Here is a 19,245-nt window from a genome sequence, read left to right as displayed (position 1 = left end):
GGAAAGCGTCCCGGTCGCGTGAACGGGTCAGCGCAGCCCGGTCGAACGGCTGAGGGCGGCCTGGAGCAGCCGGTCGATCAGTTCGCTGTAGCTCACGCCGCTCTTCTCCCACATCTGCGGGTACATGGAGATGGGCGTGAACCCCGGCATCGTGTTGATCTCGTTGATGACGAATCCCTCGTCGGTGAGGAAGAAGTCGGCGCGGACGATGCCCTCGCACGAGGTCGCCTCGAAGGCGGCGACGGCCAGCCGCTGCACCTCGGCCGTCTCCTCGGGCGTCAGCGGGGCGGGCACGACCCCCGAGGCCGAGTCGATGTACTTGGCCTCGAAGTCGTAGTACGCGTGGTCGGTGACGGGCGGGATCTCCGCGGGCAGACTGGCCCTCGGCCCGTCCTCGAACTCCAGGACGCCGCACTCGATCTCGCGGCCCCTCAGGAGGGACTCGACCAGGAACTTCGGGTCGTGACGCCGCGCCTCCTCGATGGCCTCGTCGAGGTCCTCGAAGCCGTCGACCTTGCTGATGCCCATGGACGAGCCGCCCCGGGCGGGCTTCACGAACAGCGGCCAGCCGTGGTCGGCGGCGAAGTCGACGATGCGGCGCCGCGCGTCGGCCGGGTCGCTCTCCCACTCCCTCGGGCGGATCACCAGGTACGGCCCGACGGGCAGGCCGAAGGAGGTGAAGACGCGCTTCATGTACTCCTTGTCCTGGCCGACGGCGGAGGCGAGCACTCCTGCACCGACGTAGGGCGTGCCGGACAGTTCGAGCAGGCCCTGGAGCGTGCCGTCCTCGCCGTACGGGCCGTGCAGCACGGGGAAGACGACGTCGACCTCGCCGAGCGCCTTGGGCACGGAGCCGGCCTCGCTGTAGACGACCTCACGGCTTCCGGGGTCCAGCGGAAGCACGACGCTGCCCTCCGCCCCCTCGGCGAGCTGCTCGACGCTCGGCATGGAACGGTCGGTGATCCCCATACGCTCCGGGGCGTCCGCGGTGAGGGCCCAACGGCCGTCCGTGGTGATGCCGATGGGCAGCACGTCGTACTTCTCGCGGTCGATGGCGTTCAGTACGGCTCCGGCGGTGACGACGGAGACGCCGTGCTCCGAGCTGCGGCCACCGAAGACGACGGCCACAAGCGGCTTGCGCGGCTCCCCTCCGCCGGCGGGGGGAACAGGGCTCTGGGAGAGGTTCTGGCTGCTCATATCGCGTTGAGCGTACCTGCTGGTAGGCCTCGCGTCAGCGTACGGAGGGATCGATCCGCCCGGTGCGCCCGTACGGCGGCCCGTCCCGGCCCTCCGACCACGCGGGGCCGTCGGACGCGGGGTTGGCATCGGCCTGTCGCGCCCCGTGGCATAGGCGACGGAGCACGTAGGCGGTGACCTGCCGGCCGCGTGGCATATGCGACGGGGCGCGGGAAACGACCTTCCCGCCCGCGCCGGGGCATATGCGACGGGGCGCGGCAGCCGCACCCTCCCGAAGGACCCGTGGCATATGCGACGGGGCGCGTAGGCGGCGGCCCGCCGACGTCGTGGCATATGCGACAGGGCGCATGGGCAACGGTCTCGCCCACCCCGTGGCATAGGCGACGGAGCACGTAGGCGGCGGCCCGCCCGCCCCGTGGCATATGCAACGGCGCTCACGAGCCCCGACGCCCGCCCCGACCCCGTCCGCCCGACCCCGTCCGCTCAGCCCCGCCCCCTCAGCCCCGCTCCGACTTCGCGCTGCGCGACATGAGTTCCTCGAGCGCCACCAGAGGCGCCTTGCCCTCGTGGACGATGCTCACGACGGTCTCGGTGATGGGCATGTCGACGCCGTGCCGGCGACCGAGGTCGAGCACGGACTCGCAGGACTTGACGCCTTCCGCGGTCTGGTTGGTGACGGCGATGGTCTCGGCGAGGGTCATGCCGCGGCCGAGGTTGGTGCCGAAGGTGTGGTTGCGGGACAGCGGGCTGGAGCAGGTCGCGACGAGGTCACCGAGGCCGGCGAGACCGGAGAAGGTCATCGGGTCGGCGCCCATGGCGAGGCCGAGGCGCGTCGTCTCGGCGAGCCCGCGGGTGATCAGGGAGCCCTTGGTGTTGTCGCCGAGCCCCATGCCGTCGGCGATGCCGACCGCGAGGCCGATGACGTTCTTGACGGCACCGCCGAGTTCGCAGCCCACCACGTCGGTGTTGGTGTAGGGCCGGAAGTACGGGGTGTGGCAGGCCCGCTGAAGACGCCGGGCGACGGATTCGTCCTGGCAGGCGACGACGGCGGCGGCGGGCTGCCTGGCGGCGATCTCCCCGGCGAGGTTGGGTCCGGTGACGACGGCGATGCGCTCGCGCCCGACTTTGGTGGCGTCCTCGATGACCTCACTCATCCGCATCGCGGAGCCGAGTTCGACGCCCTTCATGAGGGACACGAGCACCGTGTCGGGGCCCAGCGACGGGCTCCACGCGGCCAGGTTCTCCCGCAGGGTCTGCGAAGGCACCACGAGCACCGCGTAGTCGGCACCGTCGGCGGCCTCGGCGGGGTCGCAGGTGGCGGTGACCCGGTCGGGGAGGGTGACGCCAGGGAGGTAGCCCGGGTTGGTGCGGGTGGAGTTGATCGCTTCGGCGACCTCGGGGCGACGGGCCCACATGGAGACGTCGCAGCCCGCGTCGGCGAGGATCATGGCGAAGGCGGTGCCCCAGGAGCCGCTGCCGAAGACGGCGGCCTTCACGGGGCCGTTCACCTGACCTGTCACGTGGTGCTCTCCCCTGTCGTGCTGTTGCTGTGCTGGCGAGTGGCGTTGCCGCCCCGGTCCGCGCCGTCCGGGCCGCCGGCGGCCTTCTTCCTGGCCTCGGCTGCTCTACGGCGCTGTTCTATGCGGACACGGCGCGGGTCGTGGACCACGGCGGGCGCCTTCTCGCCGCGCAGTTCCTCCAGGAGGCGGGTCACCGCGCCCATCAGGACCTCGGTGACTTCCTTGAGGAGTTCGGGTGTCGGCTCCTTGCCGTAGTACGCGGAGAGGTCGACGGGCGGTCCGGCGAGCACCTCCAGGCGCTTGCGCGGAAAGAACCGGAACTTCTTCTCCTTGGCGTACGGAGGCATCGCGAGGTTCGCGCCCCACTGCGCGACGGGGATGACCGGGCACCTGGTCTCCAGGGCGACGCGGGCGGCGCCCGTCTTCCCGGTCATGGGCCACATGTCGGGGTCGCGGGTGAGGGTGCCCTCCGGATAGAAGGCGACGCATTCGCCCTTGTCGATCGCGGCGACGGCTCCGCGGAAGGCGTCCAGCGCGTTGGTCGTCTCGCGGTAGACGGGAATCTGGGAGGTGCCGCGCATCATCGCACCGACGAGGCCCTTCTTGAAAAGGCCGTCCTTCGCCAGAAACCGCGGGAGCCGACCGGTGTTGTACTGGAAGTGTGCGTACGACAACGGGTCGAGGTAGGAATTGTGGTTGACGACGGTAATGAATCCGCCGTCCTGCGGCATGTGCTCCATTCCGCGCCATTCCCGCCGGAAGAGAACCAGCAGCGGCGGTTTCAGCACCACCGCCGCAAAGCGGTACCAGAAGCCGATTTTGCGGCGGGACACGCGGACACCTTCCTGTTCGGACCTGTTCGGACCGGAGTTACGTACTACGCCTGGCAGGCCGCACAAGTGTGGCCCCAGGTCCCCCGTCTGTCGAGGACACCGTACGCCCGACCTCTGCGCAGGTCCCGGCGGCACAGGGGCCGCGCGGCGTCCGCGCCCGCGGCCGGCGCCGCCCCCGCGCACAGCCGCGACAGGCGACAATGACCGCGATGCGCACTCCATCCGAACCGGCCCCGGACCTCCTGTGGACGCTGGTCGTCCCCCTGAAGCCCTTGCCCCGCGCCAAGACGAGACTCGCCGCGCACGTTCCGGCGCCGCTGCGCGAGCGACTCGCGCTGGCGTTCGCCCAGGACACCGTCGCCGCCGCGCTGGCGTGTCCCGAAGTCCTTGATGTGGTAGTCGTCACGGACGATGTCGAGGCCGCCGGGGCGCTGCGCGCACTGGGCGCGGGCGTCGTCGCGGACCAGCCGGGCCAGGGACTCAACGCGGCGCTCGCGCACGGCGCCGACGCGGCGCGCCACACCCGTCCGGGAGCGCCGGTGGCGGCGCTGAACGCGGATCTCCCGGCATTGCGTGTCACTGAATTGTCCCGGGTCCTGAAGAGCGCCGGGCATTTCCCGCGCTCTTTCCTCGTTGACGCGGCAGAAATCGGGACGACATTCCTGGCGGCTGCCCCCGGAACGGAATTGCGCCCGTTGTTCGGCGGCCGGTCCCGGTCCAGGCACCGGGCCTCGGGCGCCCGGGAACTGGGACTTCCCGACGTCCCCTCGGTGCGCCAGGACGTGGACACGGCGGACGATCTGCGCTCCGCCCTGGCGCTCGGGGTGGGGCAGTTCACACAGCGCGTCACCACGCTGCTGCCGGCGCACGACGGCCCGCCGAAGAGCGACGGGGCAGGCTGCCCGGCGGGAGCCTGAGAGACCGGCCCGGCGCGAGGTCCGGGCTGTCCGACCGCCCCGTTACGCTCGCCCCATGCAGGCAACGGCGTACACCTACGACGCACAGGACCACACGGGCAGCGTGCTGCTGGACGACGGCACCCCGGTGCCCTTCGACGCGGCGGCCTTCACGGCCGGCGGGTTGCGGCTGTTGCGTCCCGGGCAGCGGGTCAGGATCGAGACGACGGGAGAAGGCACCTCGCGCCGCATCACTTTGGTGACGCTCCAGACCTTCTGACGGTTCGGTGCCGTCCGAGGCCTCGTGATCGACGGCGCTCCGGGCCCTCTGAGCCTGTGGCCGTTGCGGATGCGGCCATCCCGCCGAAGTCCCGGCCCCGGCGGGAGCATCCACCACGCGCCCGATGGCCGAAACCTTTCCCCGGCGCCCACACAAGACGCCCCACACCAAGACGCCCCACACCAAGGCCGTTCGCAACGCAGGCAAACGCAGTTACGAGACAGCCGCGCCCCCCGATGACGACAAGGGCACAGCCGAGACGGCAAGGGCGCAGCGCATGAACTCGCGTACGCAGGCACCCGGACGCGCCGCGGGCCGGGCTCCCGAGGGAGCCCGGCCCGACGCGTGAGTTCTGCGTCCCTCCGGGGTGCCGGAGGTCCGGCCGCGGCCGTTGCTGAGTACGGTCCGGGGCGCGGGTTACTTCTTGCGGGCCGTGGCCTTCTTGGCCGTGGTGGTCCGCGCGGTGCTCTTCTTGGCCGGGGCCTTCTTGGCGGTGGCCTTCTTCGCCGGGGCGGTGTTCTTCGCGGCGGCCTTCTTGGCCGTCGTGGCCTTCTTCGCCGGAGTGGCGGTCGCCGTCGTCTTCTTCGCGGCGGCGGTCGTGGTCTTCTTCGCGGCGCCCGTGGTCTTCTTCGCCGGGGTGGCCTTCTTGGCGGTGGTGGTCGCCTTCTTCGCGGCCGTGGCCTTCTTCGCCGTGGCCTTCTTCGCCGCCGCCTTGGCGGTGGTCTTGGTACCGCCGGTGAGGCTGCCCTTGGGCGCCTTCTTCACCGCGACATCGTTCTTCGGGAGCTTCTTGGTCCCACTCACGAGGTCCTTGAAGCCCTGGCCCGCGCGGAAGCGGGGCACCGAGGTCTTCTTGACCCGTACGCGCTCCCCGGTCTGCGGGTTGCGGGCGTAGCGGGCCGGACGGTCGACCTTCTCGAACGAGCCGAAGCCGGTGACAGAGACACGGTCACCCGCGACGGTGGCACGGACGATCGCGTCCAGAACCGCGTCGACGGCGTCCGCGGCGTTCTGCCGCCCGCCGACCTTGTCGGCAATCGCTTCAACGAGCTGCGCCTTGTTCACGTCTTCCCCTTCGGAGACATTGCCAGAACGAATCTGTTCAAGCTTTTTCGCACGTTAGGCGGATATATACCGCAAATCAAACACGAAACGGGCTAATCACCCTTGTGCCGCAACGAACTCGGGCCCCTGGGAGTTCTCCCGGCGGGACCGACTCAACCGTCTTCGGGGAATCGGCCCTCATCGAGGTCCTTCATCAATCGGTCCAGGCGTGTTGCCGCTCCTGCGAGATCGTGTTTGGCCGCGGCCGTAATGACCAGCAGCTTCCGGGTCAGCGCCATCCGTACGCCCTCCGGGACTTGCAGTGTGCGCACCCTTGTGTGTGCTTCTTTGAGCCGGTCGGCGACCGCGCCGTAAAGCTGGAGTTGGCCGTCGCTTTCCATGCCTCGATTGTGCCATCTGGCCTGAGTTGTCGCCTCCGCAGGGGGTAACTACCCACTGCGGCCGCCTGTTCGGGCTGGTCACAGCCGCCCTGGCAGGAGCCATGTGGAACCACCTTCTCCCTTTACTGGCAAGGGAGTTGAGCACACTCGTTCGGCTGCCGACGCTCGCGGCCAGGGGGTTCACAACACTGCGCCGACCGAGGGTTTTTGGCCATGTCGCGTGCCCTCCTCCGGCTACCCGTGTACGGGGCGAGAAGCCGTGCGGCCACCGATTGCTCACCGAATGGATGCCGTATCCACCCTTCTCGTTCCTCCAGCTCCCCCCGCATCCCCGGCACCCCGGCGCCTCCCGGGCCGGGACGCGACGGTGCCCCCGGCCGGGAGGGCCGGGGGCACCGTCGGGACAGAGCGAGGGGCTCTGTCGCGAGCCGCGGGATCAGACCACGAGAGTCCGGGGCTTGAAGGAGGGGCGCTTCGCCTCGTAGGCGGAGATGGACTCCTCCTCGCGCAGCGTGATGCTGATGTCGTCGAGGCCGTTCAGCAGCCGCCAGCGGGCGTTCTCGTCGAGTTCGAAGTCGGCGGTGATCCCTTCGGCCCGGACCTGGCGGTCCTGGAGGTCGACGGTGACGCTCGCCTGCGGGTCCCGCTCGACGAGGGATTGCAGACGCTCCACGACCTCCTGGTCGAGGACGACGGTCAGCAGGCCGTTCTTCAGGGAGTTGCCCCGGAAGATGTCGGCGAAGCGCGAGGAGATGACCGTCTTGAACCCGTAGTTCTGCAGGGCCCAGACGGCGTGCTCGCGCGAGGAGCCGGTTCCGAAGTCGGGGCCGGCCACGAGCACCGTCCCGCCTTTGTACTCCGGTTTGTTCAGGACGAACTCCGGGTCCTTGCGCCAGGCCTCGAACAGGCCGTCCTCGAACCCGTCCCTGGTTACCTTCTTGAGCCAGTGCGCCGGGATGATCTGGTCGGTGTCGACGTTGCTGCGGCGCAGCGGAACGGCGCGACCGGTGTGCGTGGTGAAGGCTTCCATGGTTCAGACTCCCGCGGGCGTGACGGCGTCGGACAGATCGGCGGGCGAGCCGAGCCGGCCCAGCACCGCGGTGGCCGCGGCCACCTGGGGCGACACGAGGTGCGTGCGGCCCCCCTTGCCCTGCCGGCCCTCGAAGTTGCGGTTGGAGGTCGAGGCGGAGCGCTCACCGGGGGCGAGCTGGTCGGGGTTCATGCCCAGGCACATCGAGCAGCCCGCGTGCCGCCATTCGGCGCCGGCGGCGGTGAAGACCTTGTCGAGACCCTCCTCGACGGCCTGGAGCGCGACGCGTACGGAGCCGGGGACGACCAGCATGCGTACGTCCTCGGCGACTTTGCGGCCCTCCAGGACGGCGGCGGCCGAGCGCAGGTCCTCGATCCGGCCGTTGGTGCAGGAGCCCACGAAGACGGTGTCCACGGAGATCTCACGCAGCGGCTGCCCGGCGCTCAACCCCATGTACTCCAGCGCCTTCTCGGCGGCGTGGCGCTCGGAGGTGTCGGCGTACGTCGCGGGGTCGGGCACGTTCGCGGACAGCGGGGCGCCCTGTCCGGGGTTGGTGCCCCAGGTGACGAACGGGGCCAGTTCCCCGGCGTCGATGACGACCTCGGCGTCGAACACCGCGTCCTCGTCACTGCGCAGGGTCTTCCAGTACGCGACGGCCGCGTCCCAGTCGGCGCCCTGCGGGGCGTGGTCGCGGTCCTTGAGGTAGGCGAAGGTCGTCTCGTCGGGGGCGATCATCCCGGCGCGGGCGCCCGCCTCGATCGACATGTTGCAGATCGTCATGCGGGACTCCATCGAGAGCTTCTCGATGGCCGGACCGCGGTACTCCAGGATGTAGCCCTGACCGCCGCCGGTGCCGATCTTGGCGATCACGGCGAGGATCAGGTCCTTGGCGCTGACGTCCTCGGGCAGTTCGCCCTCGACCGTGACGGCCATCGTCATGGGGCGCGCCATGGGCAGCGTCTGGGTCGCGAGCACATGCTCGACCTGCGAGGTGCCGATGCCGAAGGCGAGGGCCCCGAAGGCGCCGTGGGTCGAGGTGTGCGAGTCGCCGCACACCACGGTGGTGCCCGGCTGGGTCAGTCCCAGCTGGGGTCCCACCACGTGGACGACGCCCTGCTCGACGTCGCCGAGCGGGTGCAGCCGGACACCGAAGTCCGCGCAGTTCTTGCGCAGCGTCTCCAGCTGGACGCGGGAGACCGGGTCGGCGATCGGCTTGTCGATGTCGAGCGTCGGGGTGTTGTGGTCCTCGGTGGCGATGGTGAGGTCGAGTCGCCGCACCTGTCGGCCGTTCTGCCGCAGTCCGTCGAAGGCCTGGGGGCTGGTGACCTCGTGCAGCAGGTGCAAGTCGATGAAGAGGAGGTCGGGCTCGCCCTCGGCGTGCCGGACGACGTGGTCGTCCCAGACCTTCTCCGCGAGTGTCCTACCCATCGCTTTCCCTTCGGCCGGCGGCGATGCCGGCCCAACTAGAGACATGAGGGCCGCGTCCCTCCCCACACCTCGGACGCCGGCCGACCGGCCCGTTGGTCCACGGGCCCGCGTCTACAGACTCGCAAGTTCCCGGGAAAATTGAACTTGCGTTTCACAGAGTGAGACGCGAGTATCGTTGCATGGACAACTCTAGCGGCGTCGGCGTTCTCGACAAGGCGGCTCTGGTTCTGAGCGCCCTGGAGTCCGGTCCGGCCACCCTCGCCGGGCTGGTCGCAGCGACCGGACTGGCCAGGCCCACGGCTCACCGACTGGCCGTGGCACTGGAACACCACCGCATGGTGGCGAGGGACATGCAGGGCCGGTTCATCCTCGGCCCGCGGCTGGCCGAACTGGCCGCCGCGGCCGGCGAGGACCGGCTGCTCGCGACGGCCGGACCGGTACTCACCCACGTGCGCGACGTGACCGGCGAGAGCGCTCAGCTCTACCGCCGGCAGGGCGACATGCGGATCTGTGTGGCGGCGGCCGAGCGGCTCTCGGGCCTGCGGGACACCGTTCCGGTGGGCTCGACCCTCACGATGAAGGCGGGCTCCTCCGCGCAGATCCTCATGGCCTGGGAGGAACCGGAGCGCCTGCACCGGGGCCTGCAGGGCGCCCGCTTCACCGCGACGGCGCTCTCGGGCGTACGGCGCCGCGGCTGGGCCCAGTCGATCGGGGAGCGGGAGCCGGGGGTCGCCTCGGTGTCCGCCCCGGTGCGTGGCCCGTCCAACCGTGTGGTCGCGGCGGTCTCGGTGTCCGGCCCGATCGAGCGGCTGACCCGGCACCCGGGCCGGATGCACGCCCAGGCCGTCATCGACGCCGCCGGCCGGCTGAGCGAGGCGCTGCGACGCACCGGCTGATCCGCCCCTCCCCCGCCCGGCACACCACCCGCACCCCACACCCGTACGCGACGGCGGGACGTCAACGACGCCGCCCCGCCCCGCCCGTCCGGCCCGCGAACCGCACGCCCCGGAGCCCGGGACCGCGAGAGCACCGGGAAACACGAAGAAGGCCCCCCGCACGAGGCGGAAGGCCTTCTCTTCGTTGGTACCCCCGACCGGATTCGAACCGGCGCTACTGCCGTGAGAGGGCAGCGTGCTAGGCCGCTACACAACGGGGGCGCGATCACAAGTGATCAGCTGGGCTACCAGGACTCGAACCTAAACTAACGGAACCAGAAACCGTCGTGCTGCCAATTACACCATAGCCCAAAGGATGTTCAGTACCCCCGACCGGATTCGAACCGGCGCTACTGCCGTGAGAGGGCAGCGTGCTAGGCCGCTACACAACGGGGGCCCTAGCGATCCTGCGTCAGTGACATGGGGAGCGACCCGCATGTCTCCGCGAGAAGGATCTGTACCCCCGACCGGATTCGAACCGGCGCTACTGCCGTGAGAGGGCAGCGTGCTAGGCCGCTACACAACGGGGGCGCGATCACAAGTGATCAGCTGGGCTACCAGGACTCGAACCTAGACTAACGGAACCAGAAACCGTCGTGCTGCCAATTACACCATAGCCCACCGCAACACAACCCTTGAGGGGTTGGTATTGGTTGTGCGCTGTCCTCCGGGCCTTCCGGCCCGCTCGGGCGGCGCAGAAAGAACATTACCCGAAGGTCGACGGCGCTCCAAAACGGGTATCGGCGGTGAGCAGTGCGGGCAGCTGTCCGAGGCTCGTGATGCGGTGCACACCCTCCGGAGCGGGCAGGCCCGAGTCGCAGCGGTCGAGCCACACGCCGAGCAGCCCCGCCTCGTGGGCGCCACGGGCGTCGATCTCGGGCTGGTCACCGACGTAGGCGATCTCCTCCGGGGCCAGCCCCAGCGCCTCGACCACGGCGAGGAACGCCTCGGCCGCGGGTTTGGACACGCCCAGCTCGGCGGCGCACAGCAGCGCCTCGAAGCGGTCGTGGACGCCGAGACTGCGCAGTTTGTGGCTCTGGGGGACGGCGGAGGAGTTGGACAGGACGGCCTGCCGGTAGTGCGGGGCGAGGGCGTCCAGGGCGGGCAGGACGTCCGGGAAGAGGGACCAGGCCGCCGCGTAGTGGCCGAAGTACCGGTCGAACCAGTCGTCGGCCTGCACGTCGCTCAGCGGGGCGCCGACGAACTCGCGGACGCGGTCCCTGCGCTGATCCTGGAAGTCCACCTCACCGGCCGCGAAGCGGGCCCAGTGGCGCCGTGTGAGGTCCTTCCAGCGAGTGAGGGCCGCCTCGGGCCCTCCATGGCTCTCCAGGAGCCCTTCGGCCGCGAGGTGGGCGCTCATGCCGGCGGTGTCGGCGGTCGCGTAGTCGAAAAGCGTGTCGTCGATGTCCCAGACCACGGCTTTGATCGGCATGGCTTCGAGCGTACGCGCGCGAGCGCGATCCCGGCGGTCGGGAACAGGACGTACGGATACGGGAGCAGGCCGTACGGATACGGCCCGGGGGCGGCCACCGCGTGTGCGGTGGCCGCCCCCGGGGACGTGCTGAACGGCGTGTGCCGGCTTCAGCCGGCCAGCCTGGCCAGGGCCGCGTCGATACGGACGAGCGTCCGGTCGCGCCCCAGGACCTCCAGGGACTCGAACAGCGGCAGGCCCACGGTGCGGCCGGTCACGGCGACGCGGACGGGCGCCTGGGCCTTGCCGAGCTTGAGCCCGTGCTCGGTACCGGCGGCCAGGACGGCCTCCTTGAGCGCCTCCGCGTTCCAGTCGGCGGCGGCGATCTTCTCGCGGGCGGTGCGCAGGAGGGCGTCGGAGCCCTCCTTCATCGCCTTGTTCCAGGACGCCTCGTCGACGGCCGGCTCGTCGAGGAAGAGGAAGTCGACGTTGGCGGTGATGTCGGACAGCACCGTCAGCCGGGTCTGGGCGAGCGGGGCCAGTTCGGCGAAGGCCTTCGCGTCGAAGTTCTCCGGGGCCCAGGGGGCGAACGGGGCGGCGAGCCACGGGGCGCAGCGGGCGGTGAAGTCCTCGACCGGCAGCATCCGGATGTGGTCGCCGTTGATCGACTCGGCCTTCTTGAGGTCGAAGCGGGCCGGGTTCGCGTTGACGTCGCCGATCTCGAACTTCGCGACCATCTGGTCGAGGGTGAAGACGTCCTCGTCCGGCGAGAAGGACCAGCCGAGCAGCGACAGGTAGTTGAGCAGCCCCTCGGGCAGGAAGCCGCGCTCGCGGTAGAGGTTCAGGCTCGCCTGCGGGTCACGCTTGGAGAGCTTCTTGTTGCCCTCCCCCATGACGTACGGGAGGTGCCCGAAAGCGGGGATCTCCTTGGCCAGGCCCAGGTCGATGAGCGCCTTGTACAGCGCGATCTGCCGCGGGGTGGAGGAGAGCAGGTCCTCGCCGCGCAGGACGTGGGTGATCTCCATGAGGGCGTCGTCGACGGGGTTGACCAGCGTGTAGAGGGGTGCGCCGTTGGCCCGGACGATGCCGTAGTCGGGCACGTTGTCCGGGGTGAAGGTCAGCTCTCCGCGCACGAGGTCGGTGAAGGTGATCGTCTCGTCGGGCATCCGGAAGCGGACGATCGGCTTGCGGCCCTCCGCCTCGTACGCCGCGATCCGCTCGGCGCTCAGGTCGCGGCAGTGGCCGTCGTAGCCGGAGGGGCGGCCGGCGGCGCGGGCGGCCTCGCGGCGGGCGTCCAGCTCCTCGGTGGTGCAGTAGCAGCGGTAGGCGTGGCCGGCCTCCTGGAGCCGGCGCGCGACGTCCTGGTAGACGTCCATGCGCTGCGACTGGCGGTACGGGGAGTGCGGGCCGCCGGTCTCGGGGCCCTCGTCCCAGTCGAGGCCGAGCCAGCGCAGGGAGTCCAGCAGCTGCTCGTAGGACTCCTCGGAGTCGCGGGCCGCGTCGGTGTCCTCCACGCGGAAGACCAGGGTGCCCTCGTGGTGGCGCGCGAAGGCCCAGTTGAACAGGGCGGTGCGGACCAGGCCGACGTGGGGGTTGCCGGTCGGGGAGGGACAGAAACGTACGCGGACGGTGCCGTTAGCCACGCTTGATCACCTTGTTGGTGAGAGTGCCGATGCCTTCGATGTGGACGGCGACCTCGTCGCCGACGCTGAGCGGGCCCACCCCCGCGGGGGTGCCCGTGAGGATGACGTCGCCCGGGAGCAGGGTCATGGCCTCGGAGATGTGGACGATCAGGTCCTCGACGGAGCGGATCATCTCGCTGGTGCGCCCGAGTTGGCGTTGTTCGCCGTTGACGGTGCACTGGATGGTGAGATCCGCCGGGTCGAGGTCTGTCTCGATCCAGGGGCCGAGCGGGCAGGAGCTGTCGAAGCCCTTGGCCCGGGCCCACTGCTTCTCGCGCTTCTGGACGTCGCGCGCGGTGACGTCGTTGGCGCAGGTGTAGCCGAGGATGACGTCCTTGGCGCGTTCCCGGGGCACCTCGCGGCACATGCGGCCGATGACGACGGCCAGTTCGGCCTCGTACTGCACGTCCTGGGAGAAGGAGGGGTACGCGACGGGGTCGCCGGTGCCGACCACCGAGGTGGAGGGTTTGAAGAAGGTCAGCGGGACCTCGGGCACCTCGTTGCCGAGTTCGGCCGCGTGCTCGGCGTAGTTGCGCCCCACGCCGACGACCTTGTTGGGCAGGACGGGCGGCAGGAGCCGGACCTTGTCCAGGGGGACCTTGGTGCCCGAGAGCTCGAAGTCCGCGAACGGGATGCCCTTGATGATGTCGAGGACGAGGCTGTCGGGGCCTTCACCCTCGACGGCCCCGAAGGCGACATTGCCGTCGATGGAGAATCTGGCGATGCGCACGGCTGGCGGGTGCCCCTCTGTTTTCGCTGCTGGAGTCTGAGGTCCCAGGCTAACGCGCGGGCCGCTGACGGGCTCGCGCCGTTCTGGTGCCGCCACGGCGTCCGCGCGAGCTTCCACGGTGGGCGGCGCGCGGGGTACGCGACGGGGTCCGCGACGGCGGCCCGGAGGGGGAGGCGCACGGGGGCGCACGACGTGTGCGGCCGGTGGAGGCGGTGTGGAAGGCATCCCGAACCGGGGGCCCGGACGCCCCACTCCCCACACATTCAAGCGGCCAGACACCGGATCCATGTGAGTTTACTCACGATGCGACAGGAAAAGTGGGTCATACTGCCCGGCTCCACCCCCTGAACAAACCAGGCATTCGTCATGGAAGCCCGTATTCCGCTCCCGATCATGCCGACCGGGACACTTGCGGGACGCGGACGTTCGGTCCCTTTATGCCCGCTTTCCCGAAGATCACTTTGCACAGGTCGTGATACGCCCCTCACAAGCGGTCACAGTGCGCGGACCCGGTCCGACGGGCCTTGTTGGAGATCCTGCACTGTGCTGGAATTCCCCGGACCGCCGCGGGTATCGGCCGGCGCGCTGGGGGCGCAACACAGCGCCGAGCGGCGGCGGTAAAGGGAGACGCGCCGGTCACTCACGACCACCGGGAGGTCCTTCGGATCTCCATGACTCGACACCGCTCCGACCGCTTCGGCGGGAGGGCGCCTGGTCCAGAGGTTGCGACGCTAGTGCAGGGACGTTTCAAGAGGGATGGCAGCGCTGCGGCGGAGCCGGAGCCGCGCGGCGGGACCGACCGCGGCTCCTCTGCCCAGCACACTCCGCAGTCCGGGCAGGCCCCGGCCGACCCCGGTGAGAACCGGGCCCCGAGCACGCCGGACAACGCCGAGCAACCCAAGGGCAAGGCGAAGCCCAAGCAGAGCGGGCCGACCGGGCCCGGCTCGCGCATGGCGCTGCGCAACTGGCGCATCTCCACCCGCCTCGTGTCGCTGCTCGTGCTTCCCGTGGCCGCCGCGACCACGCTGGGCGGGCTGCGCATCAGCAACTCGCTGGACGACATCCAGCAGCTCGACAACATGAAGCTGCTGACCGACATGACCAAGCAGGCCACCGAGCTGGCGGCGGCGCTCCAGGACGAGCGCGACCAGTCGGCGGGCCCGCTCGCGCACGGGGTCAAGGCCACCGACTACTCGGTGTCCAGCTGGCGTTCGAAGACGGACCGCTCGGTCAAGTCGTTCCTGGAGAACACCAACGAGATATCGGGCAACGGCTCGCTCAACGGTGTCCGCAGCAATCTCGGCGCGATCAGCACCCGTCTGGCCCAGCTCAAGGCGGTCCGCCGGGACGCCTACGCCGACAAGGCCTCGATCACCCAGACCGTCGACGCCTACAGCCAGCTGATCGACCAGTTGCTGAGCCTGTCGGAGGAGATGGCGCAGGCCACCAGCAATCCCGAGATGGTCCAGCGCACCCGCGCGCTGGCCGCGTTCTCCTCCGCGAAGGAGTACGCCTCGGTCCAGCGCGCCGTGATCGCCGCGGCCCTGCCGCCGAACAAGACCGAGCACGGCAAGCTCTCCGAGACGGACCGCCGCTACGCGCTCAACGCGCTGAGCAACGAGACCAGCGAGCTGGACCAGTTCCGCGAGGTCTACGCGGTGTACGGCGGCAACCCCGAGGAACTGCTGCGGCCGATCAACTCCAACCAGCCCACGATCGAGTCGGCCCGCAGCTACGCGAACCGGGCGCTCAGCCGCGAGAACGGCATCAAGGGGACGGGGAAGTGGTCCTACAAGGACTGGACCGACGCGGCTTCCGACGAGATCAGCCAGATGAAGACCATCGAGACCACGCTGCTCGGTCAGATGGAGCAGAAGGCCCGTGAGCTGCGCCAGGACGCCGAGCGCGAGGCCATCCTCAACGGTGCCCTGATCATCCTGGTCCTCGGTGTCTCGCTGGTCGGCGCCTTCGTCGTCTCCCGCTCCATGATCCGTTCGCTGCGCCGGCTCCAGGACACGGCCACCAAGGTCGCCCAGGAACGTCTGCCCGAGCTGGTCCAGCAGCTGTCCGAGTCGGACCCGCAGGACGTGGACACCTCCGTCGAGTCGGTCGGTGTGCACTCCAGGGACGAGATCGGCAAGGTCGCCGCGGCCTTCGACGACGTGCACCGCGAGGCGGTCCGGCTCGCCGCCGACCAGGCCATGCTGCGGGGCAACGTCAACGCGATGTTCACCAACCTCTCGCGCCGCAGCCAGGGCCTGATTCAGCGTCAGCTCTCGCTCATCTCCGAACTGGAGTCCCGCGAGGCCGACCCCGACCAGCTCTCCTCGCTCTTCAAGCTCGACCACCTCGCGACGCGTATGCGCCGTAACGGTGAGAACCTCCTGGTCCTCGCGGGTGAGGAGCCGGGCCGCCGGTGGACCCGTCCGGTGCCGCTGGTCGACGTCCTGCGCGCCGCCGCCTCCGAGGTGGAGCAGTACGAACGCATCGAGCTGTCCTCGGTGCCCTCCACGGACGTCGCCGGCCGCGTGGTCAACGACCTCGTGCACCTGCTCGCCGAGCTGCTGGAGAACGCGACCTCGTTCTCCTCCCCGCAGACGAAGGTCAAGGTCACCGGCCACGCCCTGCCGGACGGCCGGGTACTGGTCGAGATCCACGACACCGGTATCGGCCTGTCCCCCGAGGACCTGTCCGCGATCAACGAGCGGCTCGCCGCCCCGCCCACCGTCGACGTCTCCGTCTCGCGCCGCATGGGTCTGTTCGTGGTCGGCCGCCTCTCGCAGCGCCACGGCATCCGCATCCAGCTGCGGCCCTCCGACTCGGGCGGTACGACGGCGCTCGTCATGCTGCCGGTGGACGTCGCCCAGGGCGGCCGCAAGGCCCCCGGCGGCAAGCCGGGCGGTGGCGGCGGCCCCGCCGCCGCGCAGGCCGCGGCCGGTGTGGCGGCGGCGCGGCGCGGCTCCCCCGCGCCCGCTCTCGGCGGCGCCCCGGGCGCCGGTCAGGGCGGTCCCGCCGGTCAGCTCGGCGCCGTTCCGGCCCGCGGCCAGGTGGGGCCCGCCGGTCCGCGTGCCGCGCTGCCGGGCCGCGACAACACCCCGCAGGCCGGTCCGGGCGGACGCCCCGCCCCTCAGGGTCAGTCCCCGCAGGGACAGGCCCCGCAGAACCGGCCGCCGCAGAACCAGAGCCCTCAGGGACAGCCGCCGCAGAGCCGGCGCCCCCAGGGCGGCCAGGGTTCTCGCGAGCCCTTCCCGCAGGTGGGTGGCGCCGGACTGCCGCAGCGCGGTCCGGGCCGCGGCGAGGCCCCGCAGCAGGACGGCAACCGCGTCCCCGGGCTGTTCGGCGACAGCCGCCAGGACCCGCCGCAGGGCGGCGTCCCGGCCCGCTACGGGCAGGACGAGAGCCAGGGCCTGCGGCCCGCCCAGGGTCCGGACGCCTTCGGCGGCCGGCCCGGCGCCCCCGTCCCGCCGCCGCGTCGCGCTCCGCAGGGCGACGCGGAGAGCCGTCGTCCGCAGCTGCCGCCGCGCGGCGGACCGCGTGCCGAGCTTCCGGGCGGCAACCCGCAGCCCGGTGCACCGCGTTGGGGCGACCAGGAGGGCCCGGCAGGCTCGCAGGCCCCGCTGGACGCCCCGCGGGGTCACGACGAGCCGCAGTCGGGTCCCGCCACGGGGGCCTACCCGGTGGCGCGCGACGACCGCGGGCCCGGTTCGACGGCGCAGTTCCCGGCGATCACGGACGACATGCCCGCCCCCGAGGGCGTCGGCGGCTCCGGGTACGGCGGGTACGACAACCGTCAGGACCCGTCCTCCACCGGGCAGTTCCCGGTTCCCGGTGCCCCGTCGGGGACGGGCGGACCCGAGGAGCGCCAGGCGCACGGCCAGGAAGGGTACGGCTCCGCCTCGGAGACCGGCGCCCTCCCCCGCCAGGACGCCTTCGAGGGCCGCGCTCCCGGTCAGGACGCCGCGCAGGCCCCGTCCGCCTACCCGTACGAGGGGTACGCCGACGGCCGGCAGGCGAACGGCTACCCGGCCGACCGCAGCGGCCAGTACGACACAGGGGCATATGCCACGGGGCAGCAGGGCGGGCAGCCCACGCCGCAGCAGAACGGCGGCGGCCAGCAGGGCGGGTACGACGCCGGTCGTCAGGACACGGGTCAGTTCGCCGCCGGTGGGTACGAGACCGGGCAGCACGATCTCGGCCAGTACCGCGACACGCAACAGGGCTCCGGGCAGGGCGGCTACGACACTGGGGCATATTCCACGGGGCAGTTCCCCGCCCCGGCGGCGTACGAGACGGGGCAGAGCCCGCAGTACGACCCGTCGGCGCACCCCGGCCTCAACGGCACGGGCCGGCCGGGTGGTCAGCCCGGCCCCGGTGGCGCGCGGCCCGGCTCCCTGCCGCGGCGCGGCGCGCCCGGCGAGTCCGGGCTGCCCTCGGCCGGTGCCGGTGACGGCCGCACCCCGCTGTACGACACGCTGGAGACGAACTGGTTCCACGGCGGTACCGGCACGCAGCAGCCGCCCGCTCAGGAGAGCCGGCCGGCCGCCGAGCAGCCTCCTGCGCAGCCGCCCGCCGCGGCGGCGCCCGGTGAGGGCCGGCCCGCGAACGGCACGGAGGGTTCCGGTACGTGGCGGGCCTCCCCCAATGACGAGCTGGTCCGGCAGGCGGAGCGGGTGAAGCAGCCCTCGGCGGGCGGCATCACGACCTCCGGTCTGCCGCGCAGGGTGCCGCGCGCCAACCTGGTGCCCGGTACCGCCCAGCAGCAGCCCCAGCAGCACGTGGGTCCCCAGGTCTCCCGGGCGCCCGACGACGTGCGTGGCCGGCTGACCAATCTCCGCAGGGGCATCCAGCAGGGCCGCTACCAGGCCGGCAACGGTGTCCCCCCGCGTCAGGCGGGGGACGGGCAGTCGACCGGCAGCCACCCCCGCCCCTCTCACCAGCAGGAGCGCTAGTTGACCCCCATGAGCCAGGCGGCACAGAACCTGAACTGGCTGATCACCAACTTCGTGGACAACACCCCTGGGGTGTCGCACACGGTGGTGGTCTCCGCCGACGGACTTCTCCTCGCGATGTCCGAAGGCTTTCCGCGTGACCGCGCCGACCAGCTCGCGGCCGTGGCCTCCGGCCTGACCTCGCTGACCGCGGGGGCGTCCCGGATCTTCGAGGGCGGCACCGTCAACCAGACGGTCGTGGAGATGGAGCGCGGCTTCCTCTTCATCATGTCGGTCTCCGACGGCTCCTCCCTGGCCGTGCTCGCCCACCCCGAGTGCGACATCGGCCTGGTGGGATACGAGATGGCGCTGCTGGTGGACCGGGCGGGGGCCGTGCTGACGCCGGACCTGCGTGCGGAACTCCAGGGCAGCCTTCTTCACTGAGCGCACCACCCGCAGTAACCGCCACCGCCGGCCGTTTCAGTTCCCCCCACCGGCCACAGCCTGACGGCGCTGACCACCCGCTGTCCCGTCCGGAGGATTCATGACACCGCCCAACGCCTCGCACGATCCCTACGGAAGCCCGCACTCCGCAGGTTTCGGGATCGAGGGAGACCAGCCGCTGGTGCGGCCGTACGCCATGACGGGCGGCCGGACCAGGCCCCGTTACCAGCTCGCCATCGAGGCGTTGGTCAGCACCACGGCGGACCCGATGCAGATGTCGGGCCTGCTCCCGGAACACCAGCGGATCTGCCATCTGTGCCGTGAGGTCAAGTCGGTCGCGGAGGTCTCCGCACTCCTGACGATGCCCCTGGGCGTCGCCCGGATCCTCGTGGCCGACCTGGCGGAAGCCGGACTCGTCGCGATCCACCAGCCCGGCGGCGACGAGAACGCCGGCGGCCAGCCAGACGTGACACTGCTCGAAAGGGT

The 19,245-nt window shown here is 71.0% G+C and carries 16 protein-coding genes and 5 tRNA genes; 6 read left to right on the top strand and 15 right to left on the bottom strand.

Annotation, left to right across the window (positions count from 1 at the left end):
- Nucleotides 1-27: 27 nt before the first annotated feature.
- From AB0J21_RS31355 to AB0J21_RS31345, 3 genes are all read right to left on the bottom strand, one after another.
- A complete protein-coding gene (locus AB0J21_RS31355; protein WP_363149551.1) occupies nucleotides 28-1,197 on the bottom strand; it encodes a D-alanine--D-alanine ligase family protein in 1,170 nt (389 codons plus the stop codon).
- Between the two features lie 497 nt (nucleotides 1,198-1,694).
- Complete coding sequence (locus tag AB0J21_RS31350; RefSeq protein ID WP_363149603.1) at nucleotides 1,695-2,705, bottom strand: NAD(P)H-dependent glycerol-3-phosphate dehydrogenase; 1,011 nt, start codon at nucleotides 2,703-2,705, stop codon at nucleotides 1,695-1,697.
- Nucleotides 2,706-2,713: 8 nt separating this feature from the next.
- Complete coding sequence (locus AB0J21_RS31345) at nucleotides 2,714-3,550, bottom strand: lysophospholipid acyltransferase family protein (RefSeq protein WP_363149550.1); 837 nt, start codon at nucleotides 3,548-3,550, stop codon at nucleotides 2,714-2,716.
- A 209-nt stretch (nucleotides 3,551-3,759) separates the two neighbouring features.
- Here AB0J21_RS31345 and cofC point away from each other — a divergent pair, with 209 nt between their 5' ends.
- Nucleotides 3,760-4,467: a 2-phospho-L-lactate guanylyltransferase gene (gene cofC, locus AB0J21_RS31340; protein WP_363149549.1), complete on the top strand. Its 708-nt coding sequence runs from the start codon at nucleotides 3,760-3,762 to the stop codon at nucleotides 4,465-4,467.
- A 55-nt stretch (nucleotides 4,468-4,522) separates the two neighbouring features.
- Nucleotides 4,523-4,726, top strand: a complete 204-nt coding sequence (locus tag AB0J21_RS31335; RefSeq protein WP_363149548.1) for a hypothetical protein — start codon at nucleotides 4,523-4,525, stop codon at nucleotides 4,724-4,726.
- 417 nt (nucleotides 4,727-5,143) lie between these two features.
- Here the strand turns inward: AB0J21_RS31335 and AB0J21_RS31330 are convergent, their stop codons facing one another.
- The 4 genes from AB0J21_RS31330 to leuC form a co-directional block, all read right to left on the bottom strand.
- Complete coding sequence (locus tag AB0J21_RS31330; RefSeq protein ID WP_363149547.1) at nucleotides 5,144-5,791, bottom strand: HU family DNA-binding protein; 648 nt, start codon at nucleotides 5,789-5,791, stop codon at nucleotides 5,144-5,146.
- A gap of 152 nt (nucleotides 5,792-5,943) precedes the next feature.
- The gene (locus AB0J21_RS31325) at nucleotides 5,944-6,171 is read right to left on the bottom strand and encodes a hypothetical protein (RefSeq protein WP_363149546.1); all 228 of its coding nucleotides are present in this window, start codon (nucleotides 6,169-6,171) and stop codon (nucleotides 5,944-5,946) included.
- 436 nt (nucleotides 6,172-6,607) lie between these two features.
- Nucleotides 6,608-7,201, bottom strand: coding sequence for a 3-isopropylmalate dehydratase small subunit (gene leuD, locus AB0J21_RS31320; RefSeq protein ID WP_363149545.1), 594 nt, complete (start codon nucleotides 7,199-7,201; stop codon nucleotides 6,608-6,610).
- A 3-nt stretch (nucleotides 7,202-7,204) separates the two neighbouring features.
- Entirely contained in the window at nucleotides 7,205-8,629 is a 1,425-nt protein-coding gene (gene leuC / locus AB0J21_RS31315) for a 3-isopropylmalate dehydratase large subunit (protein WP_363149544.1), read from the bottom strand.
- 179 nt (nucleotides 8,630-8,808) lie between these two features.
- Here leuC and ndgR point away from each other — a divergent pair, with 179 nt between their 5' ends.
- The gene (gene ndgR, locus AB0J21_RS31310; RefSeq protein WP_363149543.1) at nucleotides 8,809-9,525 is read left to right on the top strand and encodes an IclR family transcriptional regulator NdgR; all 717 of its coding nucleotides are present in this window, start codon (nucleotides 8,809-8,811) and stop codon (nucleotides 9,523-9,525) included.
- Nucleotides 9,526-9,710: 185 nt separating this feature from the next.
- Here the strand turns inward: ndgR and AB0J21_RS31305 are convergent.
- From AB0J21_RS31305 to AB0J21_RS31270, 8 genes are all read right to left on the bottom strand, one after another.
- Nucleotides 9,711-9,786: transfer RNA gene (locus AB0J21_RS31305), tRNA-Glu, on the bottom strand.
- An 18-nt stretch (nucleotides 9,787-9,804) separates the two neighbouring features.
- Nucleotides 9,805-9,876 (bottom strand) — tRNA-Gln (locus tag AB0J21_RS31300).
- 12 nt (nucleotides 9,877-9,888) lie between these two features.
- A tRNA-Glu gene (locus AB0J21_RS31295) sits at nucleotides 9,889-9,961 on the bottom strand.
- A 61-nt stretch (nucleotides 9,962-10,022) separates the two neighbouring features.
- A tRNA-Glu gene (locus AB0J21_RS31290) sits at nucleotides 10,023-10,095 on the bottom strand.
- Between the two features lie 18 nt (nucleotides 10,096-10,113).
- Nucleotides 10,114-10,185: transfer RNA gene (locus AB0J21_RS31285), tRNA-Gln, on the bottom strand.
- 85 nt (nucleotides 10,186-10,270) lie between these two features.
- Nucleotides 10,271-10,996 carry an HAD family hydrolase gene (locus AB0J21_RS31280; RefSeq protein WP_363149542.1) on the bottom strand — a complete coding sequence of 242 codons (726 nt, stop codon included), beginning with the start codon at nucleotides 10,994-10,996 and terminating at the stop codon, nucleotides 10,271-10,273.
- A gap of 149 nt (nucleotides 10,997-11,145) precedes the next feature.
- Nucleotides 11,146-12,618, bottom strand: a complete 1,473-nt coding sequence (gene gltX / locus AB0J21_RS31275; RefSeq protein ID WP_363149541.1) for a glutamate--tRNA ligase — start codon at nucleotides 12,616-12,618, stop codon at nucleotides 11,146-11,148.
- Complete coding sequence (locus AB0J21_RS31270; RefSeq protein WP_363149540.1) at nucleotides 12,611-13,387, bottom strand: fumarylacetoacetate hydrolase family protein; 777 nt, start codon at nucleotides 13,385-13,387, stop codon at nucleotides 12,611-12,613. The genes gltX and AB0J21_RS31270 overlap by 8 nt, the downstream gene beginning before the upstream one ends.
- A gap of 734 nt (nucleotides 13,388-14,121) precedes the next feature.
- Between AB0J21_RS31270 and AB0J21_RS31265 the strand changes: the two genes are divergently transcribed.
- From AB0J21_RS31265 to AB0J21_RS31255, 3 genes are all read left to right on the top strand, one after another.
- Nucleotides 14,122-18,336 carry a nitrate- and nitrite sensing domain-containing protein gene (locus AB0J21_RS31265; protein WP_363149539.1) on the top strand — a complete coding sequence of 1,405 codons (4,215 nt, stop codon included), beginning with the start codon at nucleotides 14,122-14,124 and terminating at the stop codon, nucleotides 18,334-18,336.
- A gap of 9 nt (nucleotides 18,337-18,345) precedes the next feature.
- Nucleotides 18,346-18,759 carry a roadblock/LC7 domain-containing protein gene (locus AB0J21_RS31260; RefSeq protein ID WP_363149602.1) on the top strand — a complete coding sequence of 138 codons (414 nt, stop codon included), beginning with the start codon at nucleotides 18,346-18,348 and terminating at the stop codon, nucleotides 18,757-18,759.
- A 100-nt stretch (nucleotides 18,760-18,859) separates the two neighbouring features.
- The coding region (locus AB0J21_RS31255; RefSeq protein WP_363149538.1) for a DUF742 domain-containing protein at nucleotides 18,860-19,245 on the top strand (386 nt) is incomplete at its 3' end.

The sequence above is a fragment of the Streptomyces sp. NPDC049954 genome, assembly GCF_040656295.1.
Classification (GTDB): domain Bacteria; phylum Actinomycetota; class Actinomycetes; order Streptomycetales; family Streptomycetaceae; genus Streptomyces.
Note: the sequence above shows the minus strand (reverse complement) of the source record. Positions and strands in the feature narration are given on the sequence as shown.